The following is an 18,558-nucleotide window of genomic DNA, read 5'->3' on the forward strand; positions in this document are numbered from 1 at the left end:
GCCTCCCGACCCCCGAACCGATGGTTCGGGGGGACGATCCTGGCGCAGGGTCCCTCATGCGTTCGACCCCGGTCAGCTTGTCCCGGCGGCGTGAGTGCTCCTTATACTCAACTCATTGAGTAGAGTAAATAGGAGATATTTGCACTGCGAAAGCCCCGCTTTATGCCGTCGCGGGTTGGACCATCGCGCGGCTGACGCGTGCAACGTGTGACAATCACCGCAACCGGCTTGCCAGACCGGTCGCCACCCGTGCAAAGGTGGCAAATCCGTCACGAAGGAGTCACGAAAGCGCGATCATGGCTGCTTCCCCGCCATTTCCCCCCCATCTGTCGGGCCGCGAATCCGCGCCAAAGCGCGCCAGGACCAGCCCGCGCCACGCCGTTCCCGGACCGGACCATGACGCCCTGCCGCCTGACCGGTTCTTTAACCGCGAGCTGAGCTGGCTGACGTTCAACCGCCGCGTGCTGGCAGAGGCGCAGAACCAGCACTATCCGCTGCTGGAACGCCTGCGCTTTCTGGCGATTTCGGGCAGCAATCTTGATGAATTCATGATGGTGCGCGTGGCCGGGCTGGCCGCGCAAGTGCGCCGCCAGATCGACGAGGTATCGATCGACGGGCTGTCGCCGGTGCAGCAATTGCAAAACATCCACGGCGCGATCAACGATCTGGTCGATGCCCAGTATGAAATTTTCACCGATCTGGTTGCCGCGCTCGACGGCCAGGGCGTGCGGCTGATCACCACCCGGCGGCTGGAAAAGGCGGAAGCCGAGTTCCTGGGCGACTATTTCGATCGCCATGTGCTGCCCGCGCTGACCCCGCAGGCGATCGACCCGGCGCATCCGTTTCCGTTCATCGCCAACCAAGGCAGCGGCATCCTGTTTTCACTGGTGCGCACCGCCGACGGCGCACAAGTCAATGAAATGGTGCTGATCCCGCCGGCACTGCCCCGTTACGTCCGCCTGCCCGGCCCGGCGGCGACGTGGATCGCGATCGAAGATCTGATCCGGCGCAAGGCGACCCGGCTGTTCCCCGGGTTTCGCATCATGGGCAATGGCGTGTTCCGCGTGCTGCGCGACAGCGATATCGAAATCGAAGAAGATGCCGAAGATCTGGTGCGCTATTTCCGCACCGCAATCCAGCGCCGCCGCCGTGGCCGGGTGATCCTGCTGACGCTGCAAGACGGATTTGACCCTGGCGCCGAAACGATGCTGCGCGACAAGTTGCGGCTGGATTACGCGCTGGTGATCAAGGCGCGCGGGCCCCTGTCAATGAGCGGGCTGTCGGTGCTGTGCGATGAAGAACGCCCCGATCTGAAATTCGAACCCTATAACCCGCGCTATCCCGAACGCATTCTGGAACACAGCGGCGATTGTTTCGCGGCGATCCGCGAAAAGGATATCGTCATCCACCACCCGTTTGAAAGTTTCGACGTGGTGGTCGATTTTCTGCACCAGGCCGCGTCCGATCCAGATGTCGTGGCGATCAAACAGACGCTGTACCGCGCCGGCAAACAATCGGCGGTGATCGCCGCGCTGATCGCCGCCGCCGAAGCCGGCAAATCGGTAACTGCGGTGGTGGAACTGAAGGCCCGCTTTGACGAAGAACAGAACCTGCACTGGGCCAGCCAGCTGGAACGCGCCGGGGTACAGGTCATCTATGGCTTTGTCGACTGGAAGACCCACGCCAAAGTATCGATGGTGGTGCGCCGTGAAGGCGATGGTTATCGCACGTACTGCCATTTCGGCACGGGCAATTATCACCCGGTGACCGCACGGGTCTATACCGACCTGTCGTTTTTCACCGCCGATCCGCGGTTTGGCCGCGACGCCGGGCTGCTGTTCAATTTCATCACCGGGTATATCGAACCCAAACGCACCGAAATGCTGGCGATTTCGCCCGGCGGGGTGCGCACCCGGCTGTACGAATGCATCGACCGCGAAGTGGCCTTTGCGCGCGCGGGTAAACCGGCAACGATCTGGGCCAAGCTGAACGCGCTGACCGATCCCGATCTGATCGACCGGCTCTATCTCGCCAGCCGGGCGGGCGTATCGATCGCGCTGGTGGTGCGCGGCATTTGCTGCCTGAAACCCGGGGTCGCCGGCCTGTCGGAAACCATCACGGTAAAATCGGTGATCGGGCGTTTTCTGGAACACAGTCGCATCTGGGCGTTTGGCAATGGCGCGGCGATGCCCAACCGGCGCGCGCGGGTCTATATCAGTTCGGCCGACGGGATGAGCCGCAACCTCGACCGCCGGGTGGAGGTGATGGTGCCCATCCGCAACAGCACGGTGCACGATCAGGTGCTCGACCAGGTCATGCTCGCCAATCTGCTTGACACCGAACAAAGCTGGACGCTTGACCAGACCGGACATTACCACCGCATCGACCCCGGCCCGCAACCCTTTAACGTGCATCGGTATTTCATGACCAATCCGTCGCTTTCCGGCCGGGGTGCAGCCCTGACCAAGGGGCGCAAAGTGCCCAAACTGGCGCTCCGCCGCGGCCGCGCGGCAACCTTGTGAAACTGCAGGGCTGACAGATCATGGCACAATCAGACCGGCGTTCGGTTCACGGGCCTGCCCGCGCGATCATCGATATCGGTTCCAACACGGTGCGGCTGGTCATCTATGGCGGGCCGACCCGCGCGCCGATGGTGCTGCACAACGAAAAGGTCACCGCCCGGCTGGGCAAGGGCGTGGCCGAAAACGGGGTGATGGGCGGGCGTGCGCGCGCCGCCGCGCTGGCGGCGCTGGCACGCTATCGCGTGCTGCTGTCGCTCAAAGGGGTTGACCGGGTCGATGTCGTGGCGACGGCGGCGGTGCGGGATGCCAGCAATGGCCCGGCGTTTTTGGATGAAGTCGCGGCCCTTGGCTTTTCGCCCCGGTTGCTCAGCGGCGAACAGGAAGCGGTAACCAGCGCGCACGGCGTGCTTGGCGCATTTCCCGGTGCGACCGGGGTCGTCGGCGATCTGGGTGGCGGCAGTCTGGAACTGGTCGACATCGATAACGACAGCTGCCGTCATGGCGTTTCGATGCCGCTGGGCACGCTGCGGCTGGGTGCCTTGCGCACAACCGGCGATCGCGCTTTTGGCCAATCGGTGGCCAAGGCGCTGAAAAAGGCCGACTGGGCAGCCGAACCGGGATCGACGTTGTATCTGGTGGGCGGATCGCTGCGCGCGTTTGCGCGCTATGCGATGATGCGGCTGGACTGGCCGATCGATGATCCGCACGGCTTCACCATCGATCCGGCCGATGCCCAACGCATTGCCACCACGCTGGCGCGTCGGCGGACCGAGGCGCTGCCATCATTGCCCGGTATTTCCAGCGGGCGCATGGCCGGGCTGCCCGATACCGCCGCGCTGCTGGCGGTGCTGATCCGCCGGTTGCAGCCGGGCAAACTGGTGTTTTCATCGTGGGGCCTGCGCGAAGGGCTGTTGTACGAGGACATGGCCCCGGGCGTGCGCGGGCAGGACCCGCTGGTCGCAGGCATGTCGGCGTTTGTGCAGGAACAGGGCATTCCGGCGCATATCGGCGCGATGGTGGCGGGATGGACCGTGTCTGCCAGTCCCGCCAGCGGCATCGAGCGGCGCGAACGGCTGCGGCTGGCCGCGACGATGCTGTGCCTGGCCGCAGCGGCGGTCGAACCCAACTTGCGCGGCGATATCGCCCGCGACTGGGCTTTACGCAAACGGTGGATCGGCGCGGCCACCACCGAACGCGTGATGCTGGCGGCCGCGATCATGGCGCATGCCGGGCGGCTGGACATTTCCCCCGCACTGGCCGCGCTGGTTTCGCCGGCCGCGCTGCGTGAAGCGCAAAGCTGGGGCCTGGCCACGCGCCTGTGCCGCCGATTCAGCACCTGCGCACCACAGGGCCTGGCCGACAGCAAATTGACCGTGGAAAACGGACGGCTGGTGCTGACCGTGCAACCATCGATCGCCGCGCTGCTGAACGACGGGGTGGACCGCGACATGCGCACGCTGGCGGCGCACCTGGGGCTGAAACCCGACGTACGCCAGACGTAACGCCGCTGTTTTACGTCGGCGGCGCGGCTGCCTCGCGCGCGGCTTCGGCTTCGGCAGCGGCCAGCACGCGCAGGACGTTGCCCGACCAGATCTTGGCAATATCGTCACGGCTGTAACCGGCCTTGACCAAAGCGGCGGTGATCTTGGGCAGGCTGGCCACATCTTCCAGCCCGATCGCGCCGCCGCCGCCGTCCCAATCGGCACCAATGCCGACATGGTCGACCCCGGCAATCTTGATCGCGTGCAGCAGGTTGGCCATGACGTCGTCAAACGTCGAACCGTCAGTCGCCGGATACTGCGACTCGATCGAACGCCGTTCGGCCAGGAACGCGGCACGTTCGGCCGGGGCCAATGCACGATTTTCGGGGTATTTTTCCGACAACGCCTTCATCGCCGCATCACGCGGTGGATTGGGCTTTTCCGCTTTGACATAGACGGTGTTGATCTGGATCACTCCGCCCAGCGCCGACAACGCGCGCAGGTGCGCATCATCGATATTGCGCGGATGATCGAACACCGCGCGGCAGCCCGAATGAGTCAACACCAACGGCGCCTTTGACAGGGCCAGCGCATCGTCCAGCGCCTTGTCCGAACTGTGCGACAGATCCGGCACCACGCCCAGCCGGTTCATTTCCGCCAGCAGCACTTTGCCCGCCGGGCTCAGCCCGCCCCATTGCTCCTTGTCGGTCGAACTGTCGGCGAACTGGTTGTTGCGAAAATGGGCAAAGCCCGAAATACGCACGCCCAGGCGATAAAAAGTGCCCAGCAGGCTGACATCATCACCCAGCGGCCAGGCGTTTTCGATCGATTCGTACACCACGATCCGGCCGGATGCGGCAAATTTCGCGGCATCGGCGGCCTTGTCGGCCAGCGCAAACACCGCCGGATGGGCCGCGACCATTTCGCGGATGGCCACCCCGCGCATCATCGCCGCGTCGCGCGCGGCGTGCGTGGCCGCCGGGGTCAGCGCGCCCTGCGGCGTGAAGATCGCCCAGAACCCGCCATCGAGGTGCCCCTGTTTCATGCGCGGCACGTCAACCTGGGTAAAATCACCATGCACATCATGGCGATCGACGATCGACCAGCCGGGAATGATCAGCGACGCCGGCGTATCCAGGTGGGTATCCAGCGTCAGCAGCGACCGGTGCAGCCGCATATCCGCCGGCGAAACCCCGGCAACCGTTTCCGCGCCGGGACGCGCGGCCGTTGCATGCCGCACCGGGCGCGCCGACAGCGGCGCTGCCCCGATCAACGCCACACCCGCCAGCATTGCCGTGCCCAACCGGCGGCGCAGCATTGCGTTTCGTGTGCCACATCCTGGCGCTGATCTGTCCATGCCCGATTCCCGTTGTTTCCAGCACGACCACCTGTCGATCGCGGGCACAGCTTTTGCATTGTCACCGGTTGAGTCAAACGCAAAAGCCGTGCGTATCAATTCTGCATGGGGCCGGAGCAATCATAACCCGATATTAAGGGCTATCACGTAAGCATGGCACACGGCCCATTGCCCGAACAACAGGCATCACCATGATCGCGTCAGAGCAATCATCATCGCGCACCTTGCTGCCGCGCCGGTCATCCCGGCAGGGGATCAGCGCCAAGGTCCAGTATCGGCGGTCAACCGTGCGGATGGCCGGGGTGACGCTGGACCTGTCGTGCCACGGCGTGCGGCTGGCGGCGATGGAACGGCTGCGCATTGGTGAGGCGCTGTGGATCACCCTGCCCGGCCTGCCCCCGCGCCGCGCCACCGTGAAATGGGTCGATCGTTTCGATATCGGCTGCGAATTTGATGAAGCGTTGCACCCGGCGGTGTTTGAACGGATCGTATCGCTCGACACGCACTGATAGTGTGGCACCTTTCGCGATGGCGCGCGGGCGTATAGGGACGCCACATGCTTCGCCTGACCGATCTCAAACTCCCGCTCGACCATGGCCCCGACGATCTGGCCGCTGCGATCTGCCAGCGGTTGCGGATCGCGCCAGAGGATCTGCTGCGCTTTGCCGTGGCCAAACGCGGCAACGACGCGCGGCGCAAATCGGCGATCCAACTGGTCTATGCAGTCGACGTCACGCTGCGTGATGAGGCCGCAGTCGCCGCCAGCCACGCCGGGGACAAGGATCTGCGCCCCGCCCCGGATACGCTGTACCGGTTTCCCGTGCGCGCGCCGGCCGACTGGAACGGGCCGCGCCCGGTGGTGATCGGTGCCGGCCCATGCGGGTTGATGGCGGCGCTGGTGCTGGCGCAGATGGGGCTGAAACCGATCATCATCGAACGCGGCAAGGCGGTGCGCGAACGTACCAAGGACACCTGGGCGCTGTGGCGGCGGTCAGTGCTGACCCCTGAATCCAACGTGCAATTCGGCGAAGGCGGCGCCGGCACCTTTTCCGACGGCAAATTGTACAGCCGGATCAAGGACCCGCGCCATCTGGGGCGCAAGGTGCTGGTGGAATTCGTCAAGGCCGGCGCACCCGCCGACATCCTGACCGAGGCGCACCCGCATATCGGCACGTTCCGGCTGGTGACCATGGTCATGAGCATTCGCGATACGATCGAAGCGCTGGGCGGCGAATACCGTTTTGAAACCCGCGTCGATGATTTTGAAATCGCCACCGATGCCGCGGGCACGCGCTCGATTGCCGCGCTGCACTTGTCCGATGGCAGTGTCTTGCCGGCGGCGCAGGTGATCGTCGCGGTCGGCCATTCGGCGCGCGACACGTTTGAGGCGCTGTGCGACCGGGGCGTGCACGCGGTCGCCAAACCCTTTGCCATCGGCGTGCGCATCGAACATCCGCAAGGGTGGATCGACCGCGCGCGCTATGGCACGTTTGCCGGTAATCCGGTGCTGGGACCGGCGTCCTATGCCGCCACGCACCAGGCGCGCAATGGCCGCACCGTTTACAGTTTCTGCATGTGTCCGGGCGGGCGCGTGGTCGCCGCCACCAGCGAACCGGGCCGCGTGGTAACCAACGGCATGAGCCAGTATTCGCGTGCCGAATTCAACGCCAATTCGGGGCTGGTGGTCGATATCGACCCGTCGCGCGATTATCCCGGCGGGCCGCTGGCGGGCATCGCGTTTCAGCGCAAATGGGAAAGCCTGGCCTATACCGCCGGGGGCAGCAATTATTGCGCGCCAGGGCAGAAAGTGGGCGATCTGCTGGCCGGGCGCGCGTCATCGGGCGCGTTTGGCAGCGTCGTGCCATCGTACCAGCCGGGGGTGCACTTGACCGATCTCGGCCAGTGCCTGCCCGACTATGTGATCAGCGCGATCCGCGAAGCGCTGCCGGTGTTCGGCCGCCAGATCCCCGGCTATGATCACCCCGACGTGATCATGACCGGGGTCGAAACCCGCACCTCATCACCCGTACGGTTCGGCCGCGGGGCCGATCTGCAAAGCCTGAACACGCGCGGGTTGTACCCGGCGGGCGAAGGCGCCGGTTATGCCGGCGGCATCCTGTCGGCGGCGGTCGATGGCATCAAGGTGGCCGAAGCACTGGCCATGGAACTGCTGGCTCGCCCCACCTGAAATGTTCCATCCGAAATTCGCTGCATTGCGGCAAGATCGCAAAGCAACCCCAATATCATGGTAAATGAATAACGCGCAGCCACCGTCGCGACGCTGGATTGACACTATAAATCAATACTTATCATAAATTTAAAGGATAGCAGGACGCAGCAGGGCGGGTTAATTGCCTTTTGCGCAAGCCCTTAGGCTTCTTTCGCACTTGCACAATCGGTCACGCCGGTCCATTCCGATCCTGCCTTTCAGGCATCCTCTCCCAAAACTTTCAAGGCCGGCCAGGCAACTGGCCGGCCCTTTTTTTACGCCGGACCGGTCATCGCATCGGCAACTGCGGCGGATCAGCGCACGGCGCTGCGAATCGCCCCGGCCATCAGGTCCCCGCGCAACGATTCCAACGGCGGCAGCCCCAGGCTAGCCGGGTCAACAATGCCATCGATCCGGTCTTCGCCATAACAATGCCCCAGCGCCAAGGTGGTCGGGCGCAGCGGCGTCATGGCGGGGCCGGCTGTGGGATCGTGCGACAGCATTGCAAAAATCCGCACCACCGGCAGCGCGCTGTCGCCATCATCCTGATCGACCACCATCGCCAGCCGGCCACTGCGCAGGCGCACGAACGATCCGATCGGATAGACCCCGACCGCCTCGGTCAGGCGTTCAACCAGCGCGCCATCATAGGCCGCACCGCCCGCTTGCAGCCGGGCAATCGCGCTGGCTGGATCGCGCGGGGCATAGTCCTGCGATCCGGTCACCAGCGTGGCATAATCGTCGCACAGCGCGGCCATCCGCGCATATTGGCCGATCGCATCGCCTGCCAGACCATGGGGATAGCCGCTGCCATCGATGCGTTCATGGTGTTGCAGGCAGGCGTTCAACACCGCCAGCGGAATGTCGCCAGCGGCGCGCAGCAGGATCAGGCCGTGAATGACATGGCCCTGCGCCTGATCATCGGGCAAGTCGCGACAATCGGCCAGCCCCGCGTCTGCCGACAGCTGCGCCAGGCCAATATCCATCAACAGCCCGACCATGCCGGCTTCGCGCGTGGCGTCCGGTGACAGCCGCATCGCCCGCGCCAGCGCGATCATCAGCGCCGACACGGCCAGCGCGTGGCGGTACAGATGCACCTGATCGTTCTGGCACAGCAGCAGACCATTGAAAGCATAGATGTTGCGCTGGATCGAGGCATAGATATCCTCGATCACCGGTTCGACATCGCTGGCGGCGATATGCTTGCCCAACCGCGCCTCCAGAAACAGGCAATTGACCGCCTTGCCCGCCTGGCGTGCCAGGCGATCGGCGCGCGCGATTTCGGGCGACAGTTCAGCCAGACGCCGCCCGGGCGGAGCGGCCCCGGCACCGCGATCCGCCGGCGGCGCACTCGCAATTGTTTCCGTTTGTGCGGGCGATGGGCGGGCATGATCGGGAATGCGCCCCAGCGCCGCATCGATCAGCACCCATTCCACCGCGCTGGCATGCAGGGCCGCCAGGCGCGCGGGGTCATCCAGCAAAAAGCGCGCCTTCCAGAACGGATGGCGGAACCAGTTGCCTTCCAGCCGGTGAATGAACATCCCCAGCTCAACCTGATCGGTGCGGATACGTTTCAACATGGTCGCCGGACGTGCAGAGCAGCGGGTACCGTCGCACGGCGCGGTTCAACACCGCGCTGCCCGCGCGCTACGCAACAGTGCGTAGCGCGCGAACGGCATGCCCGGCGTGACAAAATTCGCAGCACAACGGTTGAAACCGCTGGCCTTCCCCGATAGCGCCTTCCGAAACACCAACCTGCGAAGCACCGCCGCCGCGACGCTTGCCCCCGTAAGAACCTTGCCAGATAGCGCAACGCAGGGCAGCGCTGGCCGGGATGCCAACGCCGCAGAACCGAGGACAGGGACAACCACCCGATGACCAGCACCAACCCCGGCATGGACCCAGCCACCTTTGCCCAGTTCCATGACCAGTTGGAACGCTATGTCCGCGAACGGCTGATCCCGGCCGAGGCCGAGGTGATAGCCCAGGACGGCATCCCCGCTGCGCTGCGTCAGGAAATGGCCGATATGGGCCTGTTCGGGCTGACCATGCCCGAACAATTCGGCGGCGCGGGCATGAACGTGTCGCAATATATCGAAACGATCCACACGCTGTCCTATGCCATGCCGGCGTTTCGTTCGATCATTTCGATCAACATCGGCATGGTCTGTTCGGCGATAAAGAACGCCGGTACGCCCGAACAGCAGGCGCACTGGCTGCCGCGCCTGGCCGCCGGCGAAATCGCCGCGTTTGGATTGACCGAGCCAGGTTCGGGGTCGGATTCGGCGGGGCTGCAAACCACCGCGGTGCGCAGTGGCAACGGTTATGTGCTCAACGGCACCAAACGCTACATCACCAACGCGCCCTATGCCAAAGTGGCGCTGGTGATGGCGCGTACGGCGCGCGAAAACCTGCCCCGCAATGCGCATATTTCGGCGTTTCTGGTCCCGCTCGACAGCGCCGGTGTGTCGCGCGGCACGCCCGATAAAAAGATGGGCCAGTCCGGCAGCCAGATCGGCGATCTGATATTTGACGACGTGTTCGTGCCCGGCGACGCGCTGCTGGGCGGTGAAGAAGGCCGCGGCTTTGCCACCGCGATGCAAAGCCTGGACAACGGGCGGCTGTCGGTGGGCGCGGCCAGCACCGGCTATGCCCGGCGCATGCTCGACACCGCCACGCGCTATGCCACCGAACGCAAGGCATTTGGCGAACCAATCGCCAATTTTCAGCTGATCCAGGCGATGCTGGCTGACAGTTATGCCGAAATCTATGCCGCGCAATGCATGATGCGCGATGCCATTGCCCGGGCCGACAGCGGCGCCAAAGTGCTGAAAGAGGCCGCCGCGTTCAAGATGTTCGCGTCCGAAATGTGTGGCCGCGTCGCCGATCGCTGCGTGCAGATCCACGGCGGCGCCGGTTACCTTGCGGAATACGAGGCCGAACGGTTTTTCCGCGATGCGCGCATCTATCGCATTTACGAAGGCACTACGCAGATCATGCAACTGGTGATCGCCAAACAGATGCTGCGCGATTTCGCCGCGGGCGCCGCCTGATGTACCCGCTGCTGACCGGTCTTACGGTGATCGAAGCGTCATCGTTCGTCGCCTCCCCCACATGCGGGCTGTATCTGGCGCAAATGGGCGCAGAGGTGATCCGCGTTGACCAGATCGGCGGCGGGCCGGATTATCGCCGCTGGCCGGTCACGCCGGGCAACGATTCGCTCTATTGGGAAAACCTCAACCGCGCCAAACGTTCGGTCGCGCTTGATCTGTCGCATCCACAGGGCCGCGAACTGTTGCAGGCGCTGGTGCGCGCGACCGGGCAATTCGTCACCAATTTTCCAGCGAAGGGGTTTCTGGCGCATGACACGCTGGCGGCGGGGCGCGCAGACCTGATTACGGTGCGCGTGATGGGCTGGGCCGATGGCAGCCCGGCTCTGGATTACACCGTCAACAACGCCGTCGGCTATCCCATGTTGACCGGCGATGGCCCCGATCCGGTCAACCATGTGCTGCCGGCGTGGGACCTGTTGACGGGGTCCTATGCCGCGTTTGCGCTGCTGGCGGCGCTGCGCCACCGCGATATGACCGGCGCCGGGGGCGAAGTGCGCCTGCCGCTGTCGGATGTCGCGATCGGCACCGTCGCCAATCTGGGCAGCCTGGCCGAGGTGATCACCACCGGCGCCGACCGGCCACGGCTGGGCAACACCGTGTTCGGCCTGTTCGGGCGCGATTTCGTGACCGGCGATGGCGTGCGCACGATGATCGTGGTCGTCACTCACCGGCAATGGGCCAATCTGGTGGCGGCGCTGGGCCTGGGCGACGCGATTGCTGCGGTAGAGGTCACACGCGGCGTGTCGTTCGCCGCCGACGATGGCGCGCGCTTCAACCACCGCGACGCGCTGTTTCCCTTGTTTGAGTCTGCGATCGGCGCACGTGCGCATGCCGATCTGGCAACTGCGTTCGATGCCGGCGGCATTGTCTATTCGGCCTATCGCCCGATGCATGCCGCCGTGGCCGACCCTGCGCTGGTCGCCAACAATCCGCTGTTCGGCGCGTGTGAAAACCCCAGCGGCGCGGTCTATCCCGCAGCAGGCGCGTTCGCCACGCTGCCGGCGATGACCCGCCAGCCACCCCGCCCCGCCCCGCGCAATGGCGCAGATACCGAGGCGGTCTTGACCGAACGGCTGGGGCTGTCATCGGGCGAAGTGGCCCACCTTATCGATACTGGCATAGCAGGAACCACGACATGACCCCATTACGCCGCGCCGCCATCGTTGCCCCCCTGCGCACACCTGTTGGCAAATTCGGCGGCGCGCTGGCGCCCTTGACTGCCGGACACCTGGGTGCGGTGATCCTGAAGGCGCTGATCGCGCGCAGCGGCATCGATCCCGCGCGGGTCGACGACGTGATCTTTGCCCAGGGCTATGGCAATGGTGAGGCACCCGCCATCGGCCACTGGTCGTGGCTGGCCGCCGGGCTGCCGATCGATGTGCCGGGATACCAGGTCGATCGCCGCTGCGGATCGGGGTTGCAGGCGGTGGTCAACGCGGCGATGATGGTGCAGACCGGCGCCGCCGATGTGGTGGTGGCGGGCGGCGTTGAATCGATGTCCAACGTCGAACATTATTCCACCGACATCCGCAAAGGCTTGCGCGCCGGCAATCTGGTGCTGCACGACCGGCTGACGCGCGGGCGGCTGATGTCGCAGCCGGTCGAACGCTTTGGCGTGATTTCGGGCATGATTGAAACCGCCGAAAACCTGGCGCGCGATTACGGCATTACCCGCGAAGCCGCCGATGCCTATGCTGCACGGTCGCACAGCCGCGCCACTGCGGCCTGGGCCGCCGGGCTGTTTGCGGATGAACTGGTGCCGGTCGCGATCCCGCAGAAAAAGGGCGATCCGGTCCTGTTTGACCACGACGAAGGCTATCGCCCCGATGCGACGGTGGAATCGCTGGGCAAGCTGCGCGCGATCGAGGCCAAAACGATCCCCGGCGCGGTGGTCACCGCCGGCAATGCCAGCCAGCAGAACGATGCTGCCGCCGCCTGCCTGGTGGTGGCCGAAGACAAGCTGGACGAACTGGGGCTGACCCCGATCGCCTGGTTCCATTCGTGGGCGGCGGCGGGCTGCGACCCGGCGCGGATGGGGATCGGCCCGGTTCCGGCGGTGGAGCGTCTGTTTGCGCGCACCGGGCTGACCTGGGACCAGATCGACCTGGTCGAACTGAACGAGGCGTTTGCCCCGCAGGTGCTGGCCGTGCTGAAAGGCTGGGGCTGGTCCGACGATGACAGCCGGCTCGACCTGCTGAATGTCAATGGATCGGGCATCTCGCTTGGCCACCCGATCGGCGCCACCGGGGGGCGGATTCTGGCCAACCTGACGCGCGAACTGGTGCGGCGCGATGGGCGTTACGGGCTGGAAACGATGTGCATCGGCGGTGGCCAGGGGATCGCTGCGGTGTTTGAGCGCGCGGCATGACCGCAACCACCACTGCCCTCACCGCCGCCGAACTCTATCTGGCCGAGGCGCGCACCGCGCTCATCGACCGGCTGGCGCACCGCAGTATCGATCAGGAACAGCGCGCCGCGCATGGCTTTGCCTGGGTGGCGACCAGCGTCGCCGCGCTGCAGGCTGTCGCGCAGTGGCGCGCGCGCAACAGCGATACCAACCCGGTCGATGCGCTGGTGGAACGGATCGCCTTTGCCGAAACATTGGCGCAGATCGTTGGCGGGCTGCCGATGGGGCAGAACGAACTGGTGCGCCCGGCCGATCTGGGGCTCGGCGCCGCAGCGCAGCGGCTGCGTGAAGCGGTTGGCGAATGGATTGATGCCGATCTGGCGCCGGTACGGGCCGAACTGGCCGCCGCGCTGGCGCAGGGCCAATGGCCCAGCGAAGCGTTTGGCGATGCCGAACTTGATACCATCCGCGACCAGTTCCGGCGGTTTACCGACAGCGAAATCGTGCCCCACGCGCATCGCTGGCACCTCGACAACGCGCTGATCCCCGATGCCACGGTCGCGGCAATGGCCGATCTCGGCACCTTTGGCGTGTGCATCCCCGAACAATATGGCGGGCTTGGCCTCGACAAACTGGTGATGTGCGTGATCACCGAAGAACTGTCGCGCGGCTGGATCGGCGCCGGATCACTGGGTACGCGTTCGGAAATCGCCGGCGAACTGATCGCGCTGGGCGGCACCGATACGCAAAAGGACTATTGGCTGCCACGCATCGCCCGCGGCGAAGTGTTGCCGACCGCGGTGTTCACCGAACCCGATACCGGGTCGGACCTGGGCGCGTTGCAGACGCGCGCGCGGCTGGATGATGGGCAATGGACCATCGCGGGCGCCAAGACCTGGATCACCCACGCCAGCCGGTCCGATCTGATGACCCTGCTATGCCGCACGCTGCCCGATGCCAGTGGCTATGCCGGGCTGTCGATGCTGCTGGTGCCCAAACCGCGCGGGACCGAGGCCGATCCGTTCCCCGCGGCGGGCATGACCGGCAGCGAAATCGAGGTGTTGGGCTATCGCGGAATGCGCGAATATGCGCTGCAATTCGATGATCTGACCGCGCCGGCCGATGCGCTGCTGGGCGGCGAACAGGGCCAGGGTTTCAAACAGCTGATGCGCACATTCGAAGGCGCGCGTATCCAGACCGCCGCACGCGCGGTGGGCGTGGCGCGGCGCGCGCTGGAACTGGGGCTGGATTATGCCTGCACGCGCAAACAGTTTGGCCGCGCGATCGTCCATTTTCCCCGCGTGGCCGACAAACTGGCGATGTCTGCAGTCGATTGGGTCATGGCGCGCGAGCTGACCTATGCGGCGGCGCGCGCCAAGGACACCGGCAAACGCTGCGATATCGAGGCGGGCATGGCCAAGCTGCACGCCGCGCGAACCGCCTGGGCCAACGCCGATGCCGCACTGCAGGTCCACGGCGGCAATGGCTATGCGCTGGAATACGAAATCAGCCGCGTGCTGTGCGACGCACGCATTCTGAATATTTTTGAAGGCGCGGCCGAAATCCAGGCACAAGTGATCGCGCGCGGCCTGCTGGCCACACGCAACTGATGGGCGAATGGGACGCGTGGATCGGCCGCAGCGAGCAGCATGGCGACCGGGTCGATGCCGGGCTGGTCGCGCGCTGGTGCGCCACGCTGGACCGCGAAGGTCCGGTTGATGGCAGCGCACCGCTCGGATTACATTGGTGCCTGGCGCCACCACAGGCCCTGACCATGCAGCTGGGCAGCGACGGCCACCCGCAGCGCGATTCGGCGGAACATGCGCTATTGCCACCGGTGCCACTGCCGCGCCGGATGTGGGCCGCAGGCACCTTGCAATTTCATGGCCCCCTGCCGGTTGGCGCCGGCGTGGTGCGCACATCACGGGTAATCGCCGTGACCGCCAAGACCGGAACCAGCGGGCCGCTGGTGTTTGTCGAAATCGCCCATGACCTTGCCCGCCACGATCATGTGCTGGTGTCGGAAACGCAAAGCCTGGTCTATCGCGCCGCCGCGCCGCCCGGGGCCGCATTGGTTCCTACGCCCGCACCTGGGCACTTTGACCCTGCGCCGTGGTTGCTGACCCGCACCGTGCGGCCAGGGCCAGCGCTGCTGTTCCGCTATTCCGCGCTCACCTTCAACAGCCACCGCATTCACTATGACTGGCCTTATGCGACCCAGGCAGAAGGCTATCGCGGGCTGGTCGTGCAGGGGCCTTTGATCGCCAGTCTGCTGATCGATCTGGCGCGGCGACATCTGGGCGGCGACCGGCTGGCATCATTCCGGTTTCGCGGGGCGTCCCCCGCCATCGCCGATGAACCCTTGCATCTGGTCTTGCGCGAAACGGCGGATGGACTTGATCTGGCTGCCTTTGCCGACGATGGCCGGCAAGTGATGGCGGCCACTGCGCAAGTCATGCCCGCAACCGGCGGGTGATGCAAAAACATCACAACAAAGCATTGAACAGCACGGCCCCACACGGCTCGGCACGAGGGCGCCACGCCCCGTCGAACTGTTCAGGAAACTGAAACCAACCGATTGACATTAGGGCGCTTGTGGCGGGCCAGACGGGCCACGCCCGCCCCCGTCCTGTCGCTTTTATCACCTGGTGGTTTGATCATGCCTGCTCGCAATACCCAGACGCGTGGCGATTCCGGCACAGCAGCGCACCCGCCCATACCGACGTTGAGCCCGGGTGAATGGCGCGGGGTACAACGCGCGCTGCGCGCGGTCGAAGGGTTGCGCTGTGGCGACCAGCAGTCCGGCCCGGTGCGACGGGGCCTTGCCAAAATCCGCCGGATCGTGCCGGGCATGCGCGTGGCAGTCGCGCCCGAAGTTGCGGCCGACCTGGCACCCTTGCGCGATTTTCTGTGCGAATCCGCCCGCCATGGGCCCGATGTCGATGCGCTGGCCGGACGGCTGGAACAGCAGGGCTATTCGCCGGCCCAGATTGCGGCCCTGAGCATGATCGCGGGCTGAGATTCGTCGGTCATTCGCAACGTTCCGTTTACAAAAATCGCGTATCACCGTTTCGGGGAAAACCTGTCGGACGGCAGTTCCGACAGTACACTGTTGGTGACGGGATAAATCACGATGTCGTTCATGGACCGGCAACCGGTTTCAGGATCGTTGCTGCGCGAAAATCGCCGTGCACGTCTGGTGCGCGGCACATTGCGATTGGCCAATGGCGCCGAAATCCCGATCGTGGTGCGCAACCTGTCCGAACGCGGGGTTGGCGTAACGGCCAAGGACAAGCCGCCGGCGATTGGCGAACTGGTCACCATCCGCCTGCCCGGTTCGGACGATCTGGCTGGTGTGGTGCGCTGGTTGCGCAACAATGCCTTTGGCGTGGAACTGACCGGAACCGTCGATACCGACGCCATCAGCGCGACATTGCAACGCCAACTGGCACGGTTGCAGGAACAATCTGACTGGACCGTGAGTTCACTGCACCGCGTCAACAGCCCGCTGTCAAACGGGCCGCGCCGCCGCGTTTGATCACGGCTATGGTAACCGGGCACCGCATCGCGGCGCCCGGCGCACATCAAAATTCCGCGTTGCGAACCCGCGCCACTTCGGCATCGATCTTCCGAGTTGCGGCGATATAGTGATAGGTCGCCCAGAATCCGGTCGGCGCCAGCAACAACAGCGCAATCCGCAAAGACGCGGCATCGGCACCATGCGGCCCGGCCACATAGTCAGACACATAGCCCACAAATTGCGGCGCGATCACCAGGTTGGCGATGTTGGCCAGCAGCAGCGTGACCGCCGATGCCATCGCGCGCAATTGCGGCGGCACCACGTTGTTGAGCAGGCCAAAGCATGGCCCGATGTAAAAATACATCGCCGGCACCAGGATCCACAAACAGATCTTGGCCACTGCCAGATTGTCGGTCCAATAGATAAAGAACGACGGCACGGTCACCACGCCGACCACCAGCGCCATCAGCCACAGCACGCGTTTCGGATCGGTCATCAGGCTGGTGGCCATCAGCAAGCCGGTGCCGACGGTCGCCAGGCTGCCGGCGATCAGATACATCGGCCCCAGAATTTCGCCAGCCTGCCCAGCAGTCAGGTGATAGGCGCGCTGCAGATAAGTCGGCGTCCACCACATCAGGCCCCAACCCCACAGCGCGGTGACCGCACTGCCCATCATCAGGTGGACGGTGGCGGGCTGGGACAGGATCGTGCGCAGCGCGGCCACGATCGGCACTTTCACTTGCGCGCGCTCAACCGCGGCGCGGGTGGTTGTGGTGGTTTCGCCATCCATCGCACCGCGCAACGGTTCGCGGATGGTGGTGAAAATCAGGATGCCCATCACCAGCCCCGGCACGCCCATGGCATAGAACGCCGCGCGCCAGCCATAGGCATCGGCAATCCGCCCCGCCACATCGGCGCCGACCCATGCCCCCAGCGATGCGCCCAGCGCCCAGAACGTCAGCGCAAAGGTGCGCTGGTGCGGACGAAACCAGTCGGCCAGCATCGATGTCGATGGCGGCGTGCCCCCGCTTTCGCCGATGCCGACGCCAATACGCGCCAGAAACATCTGCGTAAACGTGCGCGACAGCCCGGTAAACACCGTCAGCGCCGACCAGATCACCAGCGCGGCGGAAATGATGTTGCGCCGGTTGTAACGGTCGGCCAGCGCCGAAATCGGTATGCCGGCCAGCACATAGAACACCGCGAGGGCCGTTCCGGTCAGCCAGGCCAGTTCGCTGTCGGTGACATGCAGATCGAGCTTGATCGATTCCATCACGGTGCTGATCACATAGCGGTCGGCAATGTTGATGGCATAGACCAGCGACAGCACCACCAGCACATACCACTGGCGCGGGGTCATATCGCCAATTCCAGACCCGGCAAACAGACCAACCGGTGCGGCTGCCCGCTGTTCTTGCGCCATTCTTCATTCCCCCGATGGCCGGATTACCCCCGCGCCATTCTTTATGTTTATCGATCCTGTACCCGTATGACCAGATGTCGCCCCCGGTTCCAACGGCAATCGTTCAAGAAGGGTTTGCACCCGTCACGCGTGTCCAGCCAAGGTGGTCCCAATGCGACAGGATATGACCAGAATAACTATTGGGAACAAATACTTCACAAATGTCATTGGCACGCACAAAAACCGCGCACCGCGCATGGTGCAAGGGCGTTACCGCCACGCTGCCACTGCCGAATTGTGCCGATTCGGCATCGATCAGCCCCGATTGCATGATCAGATCGCGCCAGCCTGCGCCATTCAGCGTGACCCGCGTCCACCCGCCACCAACTGGCGTGACCACACCCTGGTCACCAGGCGTCAGGTCCGCAAACCCTGCGCCGTTCAGCCACCACCGGCGCGGGCCAACACGCAATACGGTGCCGCCCGCAACAGCCACGCCCTGCCCCGCGTCCGGCAGGGCAAACCCCAGCGCCGCCGACGCTGCCGCATGATCGGCGCCGTGCCACAGATCAAGCGCGAACAGGGTATCCGCCGGGGCCACTACCAT

At 64.9% G+C, this 18,558-nt stretch carries 15 protein-coding genes; 11 read left to right on the top strand and 4 right to left on the bottom strand.

All coding sequences use genetic code 11. The annotated features are described in order from the left end of the window. The first annotated feature begins 296 nt into the window (after nt 1-296). Nucleotides 297-2,522 carry an RNA degradosome polyphosphate kinase gene (locus tag ABWP89_RS02990; RefSeq protein ID WP_353227108.1) on the top strand — a complete coding sequence of 742 codons (2,226 nt, stop codon included), beginning with the start codon at nt 297-299 and terminating at the stop codon, nt 2,520-2,522. Between the two features lie 20 nt (nt 2,523-2,542). Then, nucleotides 2,543-4,024 carry a Ppx/GppA phosphatase family protein gene (locus tag ABWP89_RS02995; RefSeq protein WP_353227110.1) on the top strand — a complete coding sequence of 494 codons (1,482 nt, stop codon included), beginning with the start codon at nt 2,543-2,545 and terminating at the stop codon, nt 4,022-4,024. Nucleotides 4,025-4,034: 10 nt separating this feature from the next. Here ABWP89_RS02995 and ABWP89_RS03000 read toward each other — a convergent pair whose 3' ends face one another. Next, nucleotides 4,035-5,321, bottom strand: a complete 1,287-nt coding sequence (locus ABWP89_RS03000) for a dipeptidase (RefSeq protein ID WP_353227112.1) — start codon at nt 5,319-5,321, stop codon at nt 4,035-4,037. A gap of 230 nt (nt 5,322-5,551) precedes the next feature. Between ABWP89_RS03000 and ABWP89_RS03005 the strand changes: the two genes are divergently transcribed. Together ABWP89_RS03005 and ABWP89_RS03010 are read left to right on the top strand one after the other, a co-directional pair. Continuing rightward, a complete protein-coding gene (locus ABWP89_RS03005) occupies nt 5,552-5,869 on the top strand; it encodes a PilZ domain-containing protein (protein ID WP_353227114.1) in 318 nt (105 codons plus the stop codon). 47 nt (nt 5,870-5,916) lie between these two features. Continuing rightward, nucleotides 5,917-7,548 (top strand): NAD(P)/FAD-dependent oxidoreductase, encoded by a 1,632-nt coding sequence (locus ABWP89_RS03010; RefSeq protein ID WP_353227116.1) that lies wholly within the window; start codon nt 5,917-5,919, stop codon nt 7,546-7,548. 335 nt (nt 7,549-7,883) lie between these two features. Here ABWP89_RS03010 and ABWP89_RS03015 read toward each other — a convergent pair whose 3' ends face one another. After that, complete coding sequence (locus tag ABWP89_RS03015) at nt 7,884-9,149, bottom strand: HD-GYP domain-containing protein (RefSeq protein ID WP_353227118.1); 1,266 nt, start codon at nt 9,147-9,149, stop codon at nt 7,884-7,886. Between the two features lie 294 nt (nt 9,150-9,443). On the opposite strand from ABWP89_RS03015, the gene ABWP89_RS03020 reads away from it, so the two are divergent. From ABWP89_RS03020 to ABWP89_RS03050, 7 genes are all read left to right on the top strand, one after another. Continuing rightward, on the top strand, nt 9,444-10,622 hold the full coding sequence (locus ABWP89_RS03020) for an acyl-CoA dehydrogenase family protein (protein WP_353227120.1): 1,179 nt from the start codon (nt 9,444-9,446) through the stop codon (nt 10,620-10,622). Then, nucleotides 10,622-11,821: a CoA transferase gene (locus ABWP89_RS03025; protein WP_353227122.1), complete on the top strand. Its 1,200-nt coding sequence runs from the start codon at nt 10,622-10,624 to the stop codon at nt 11,819-11,821. The genes ABWP89_RS03020 and ABWP89_RS03025 overlap by 1 nt, the downstream gene beginning before the upstream one ends. Continuing rightward, the gene (locus ABWP89_RS03030; RefSeq protein ID WP_353227124.1) at nt 11,818-13,050 is read left to right on the top strand and encodes an acetyl-CoA C-acetyltransferase; all 1,233 of its coding nucleotides are present in this window, start codon (nt 11,818-11,820) and stop codon (nt 13,048-13,050) included. Before ABWP89_RS03025 ends, ABWP89_RS03030 begins: the two co-directional genes overlap by 4 nt. After that, nucleotides 13,047-14,639 carry an acyl-CoA dehydrogenase family protein gene (locus ABWP89_RS03035; RefSeq protein WP_353227126.1) on the top strand — a complete coding sequence of 531 codons (1,593 nt, stop codon included), beginning with the start codon at nt 13,047-13,049 and terminating at the stop codon, nt 14,637-14,639. Before ABWP89_RS03030 ends, ABWP89_RS03035 begins: the two co-directional genes overlap by 4 nt. Beyond that, on the top strand, nt 14,639-15,505 hold the full coding sequence (locus ABWP89_RS03040) for an HTD2 family dehydratase (RefSeq protein WP_353227128.1): 867 nt from the start codon (nt 14,639-14,641) through the stop codon (nt 15,503-15,505). Before ABWP89_RS03035 ends, ABWP89_RS03040 begins: the two co-directional genes overlap by 1 nt. Nucleotides 15,506-15,688: 183 nt before the next feature. Further along, entirely contained in the window at nt 15,689-16,048 is a 360-nt protein-coding gene (locus ABWP89_RS03045; protein ID WP_353227130.1) for a hypothetical protein, read from the top strand. A 114-nt stretch (nt 16,049-16,162) separates the two neighbouring features. Continuing rightward, nucleotides 16,163-16,567: a PilZ domain-containing protein gene (locus ABWP89_RS03050; RefSeq protein ID WP_353227132.1), complete on the top strand. Its 405-nt coding sequence runs from the start codon at nt 16,163-16,165 to the stop codon at nt 16,565-16,567. 46 nt (nt 16,568-16,613) lie between these two features. Here ABWP89_RS03050 and ABWP89_RS03055 read toward each other — a convergent pair whose 3' ends face one another. Next, nucleotides 16,614-17,972, bottom strand: coding sequence for a spinster family MFS transporter (locus ABWP89_RS03055; protein ID WP_353227134.1), 1,359 nt, complete (start codon nt 17,970-17,972; stop codon nt 16,614-16,616). A 103-nt stretch (nt 17,973-18,075) separates the two neighbouring features. Next, nucleotides 18,076-18,558 carry a sarcosine oxidase subunit gamma family protein gene (locus ABWP89_RS03060; protein ID WP_353227204.1) on the bottom strand — a complete coding sequence of 161 codons (483 nt, stop codon included), beginning with the start codon at nt 18,556-18,558 and terminating at the stop codon, nt 18,076-18,078.

Origin of the sequence: Novosphingobium sp., assembly GCF_040398825.1 — a bacterium.
Lineage (GTDB): Bacteria > Pseudomonadota > Alphaproteobacteria > Sphingomonadales > Sphingomonadaceae > Novosphingobium.

Excerpts from the sequence above, each read along its gene's own strand:
- ABWP89_RS02990 (WP_353227108.1), top strand. The coding sequence starts at position 297 with ATGGCTGCTTCCCCGCCATTTCCCCCCCATCTGTCGGGCCGCGAATCC.
- ABWP89_RS02995 (WP_353227110.1), top strand. The coding sequence starts at position 2,543 with ATGGCACAATCAGACCGGCGTTCGGTTCACGGGCCTGCCCGCGCGATC.
- ABWP89_RS03000 (WP_353227112.1), bottom strand. The coding sequence starts at position 5,321 with ATGCTGCGCCGCCGGTTGGGCACGGCAATGCTGGCGGGTGTGGCGTTG.
- ABWP89_RS03005 (WP_353227114.1), top strand. The coding sequence starts at position 5,552 with ATGATCGCGTCAGAGCAATCATCATCGCGCACCTTGCTGCCGCGCCGG.
- ABWP89_RS03010 (WP_353227116.1), top strand. The coding sequence starts at position 5,917 with ATGCTTCGCCTGACCGATCTCAAACTCCCGCTCGACCATGGCCCCGAC.
- ABWP89_RS03015 (WP_353227118.1), bottom strand. The coding sequence starts at position 9,149 with ATGTTGAAACGTATCCGCACCGATCAGGTTGAGCTGGGGATGTTCATT.
- ABWP89_RS03020 (WP_353227120.1), top strand. The coding sequence starts at position 9,444 with ATGACCAGCACCAACCCCGGCATGGACCCAGCCACCTTTGCCCAGTTC.
- ABWP89_RS03025 (WP_353227122.1), top strand. The coding sequence starts at position 10,622 with ATGTACCCGCTGCTGACCGGTCTTACGGTGATCGAAGCGTCATCGTTC.
- ABWP89_RS03030 (WP_353227124.1), top strand. The coding sequence starts at position 11,818 with ATGACCCCATTACGCCGCGCCGCCATCGTTGCCCCCCTGCGCACACCT.
- ABWP89_RS03035 (WP_353227126.1), top strand. The coding sequence starts at position 13,047 with ATGACCGCAACCACCACTGCCCTCACCGCCGCCGAACTCTATCTGGCC.
- ABWP89_RS03040 (WP_353227128.1), top strand. The coding sequence starts at position 14,639 with ATGGGCGAATGGGACGCGTGGATCGGCCGCAGCGAGCAGCATGGCGAC.
- ABWP89_RS03045 (WP_353227130.1), top strand. The coding sequence starts at position 15,689 with ATGCCTGCTCGCAATACCCAGACGCGTGGCGATTCCGGCACAGCAGCG.
- ABWP89_RS03050 (WP_353227132.1), top strand. The coding sequence starts at position 16,163 with ATGTCGTTCATGGACCGGCAACCGGTTTCAGGATCGTTGCTGCGCGAA.
- ABWP89_RS03055 (WP_353227134.1), bottom strand. The coding sequence starts at position 17,972 with ATGGCGCAAGAACAGCGGGCAGCCGCACCGGTTGGTCTGTTTGCCGGG.
- ABWP89_RS03060 (WP_353227204.1), bottom strand. The coding sequence starts at position 18,558 with ATGGTAGTGGCCCCGGCGGATACCCTGTTCGCGCTTGATCTGTGGCAC.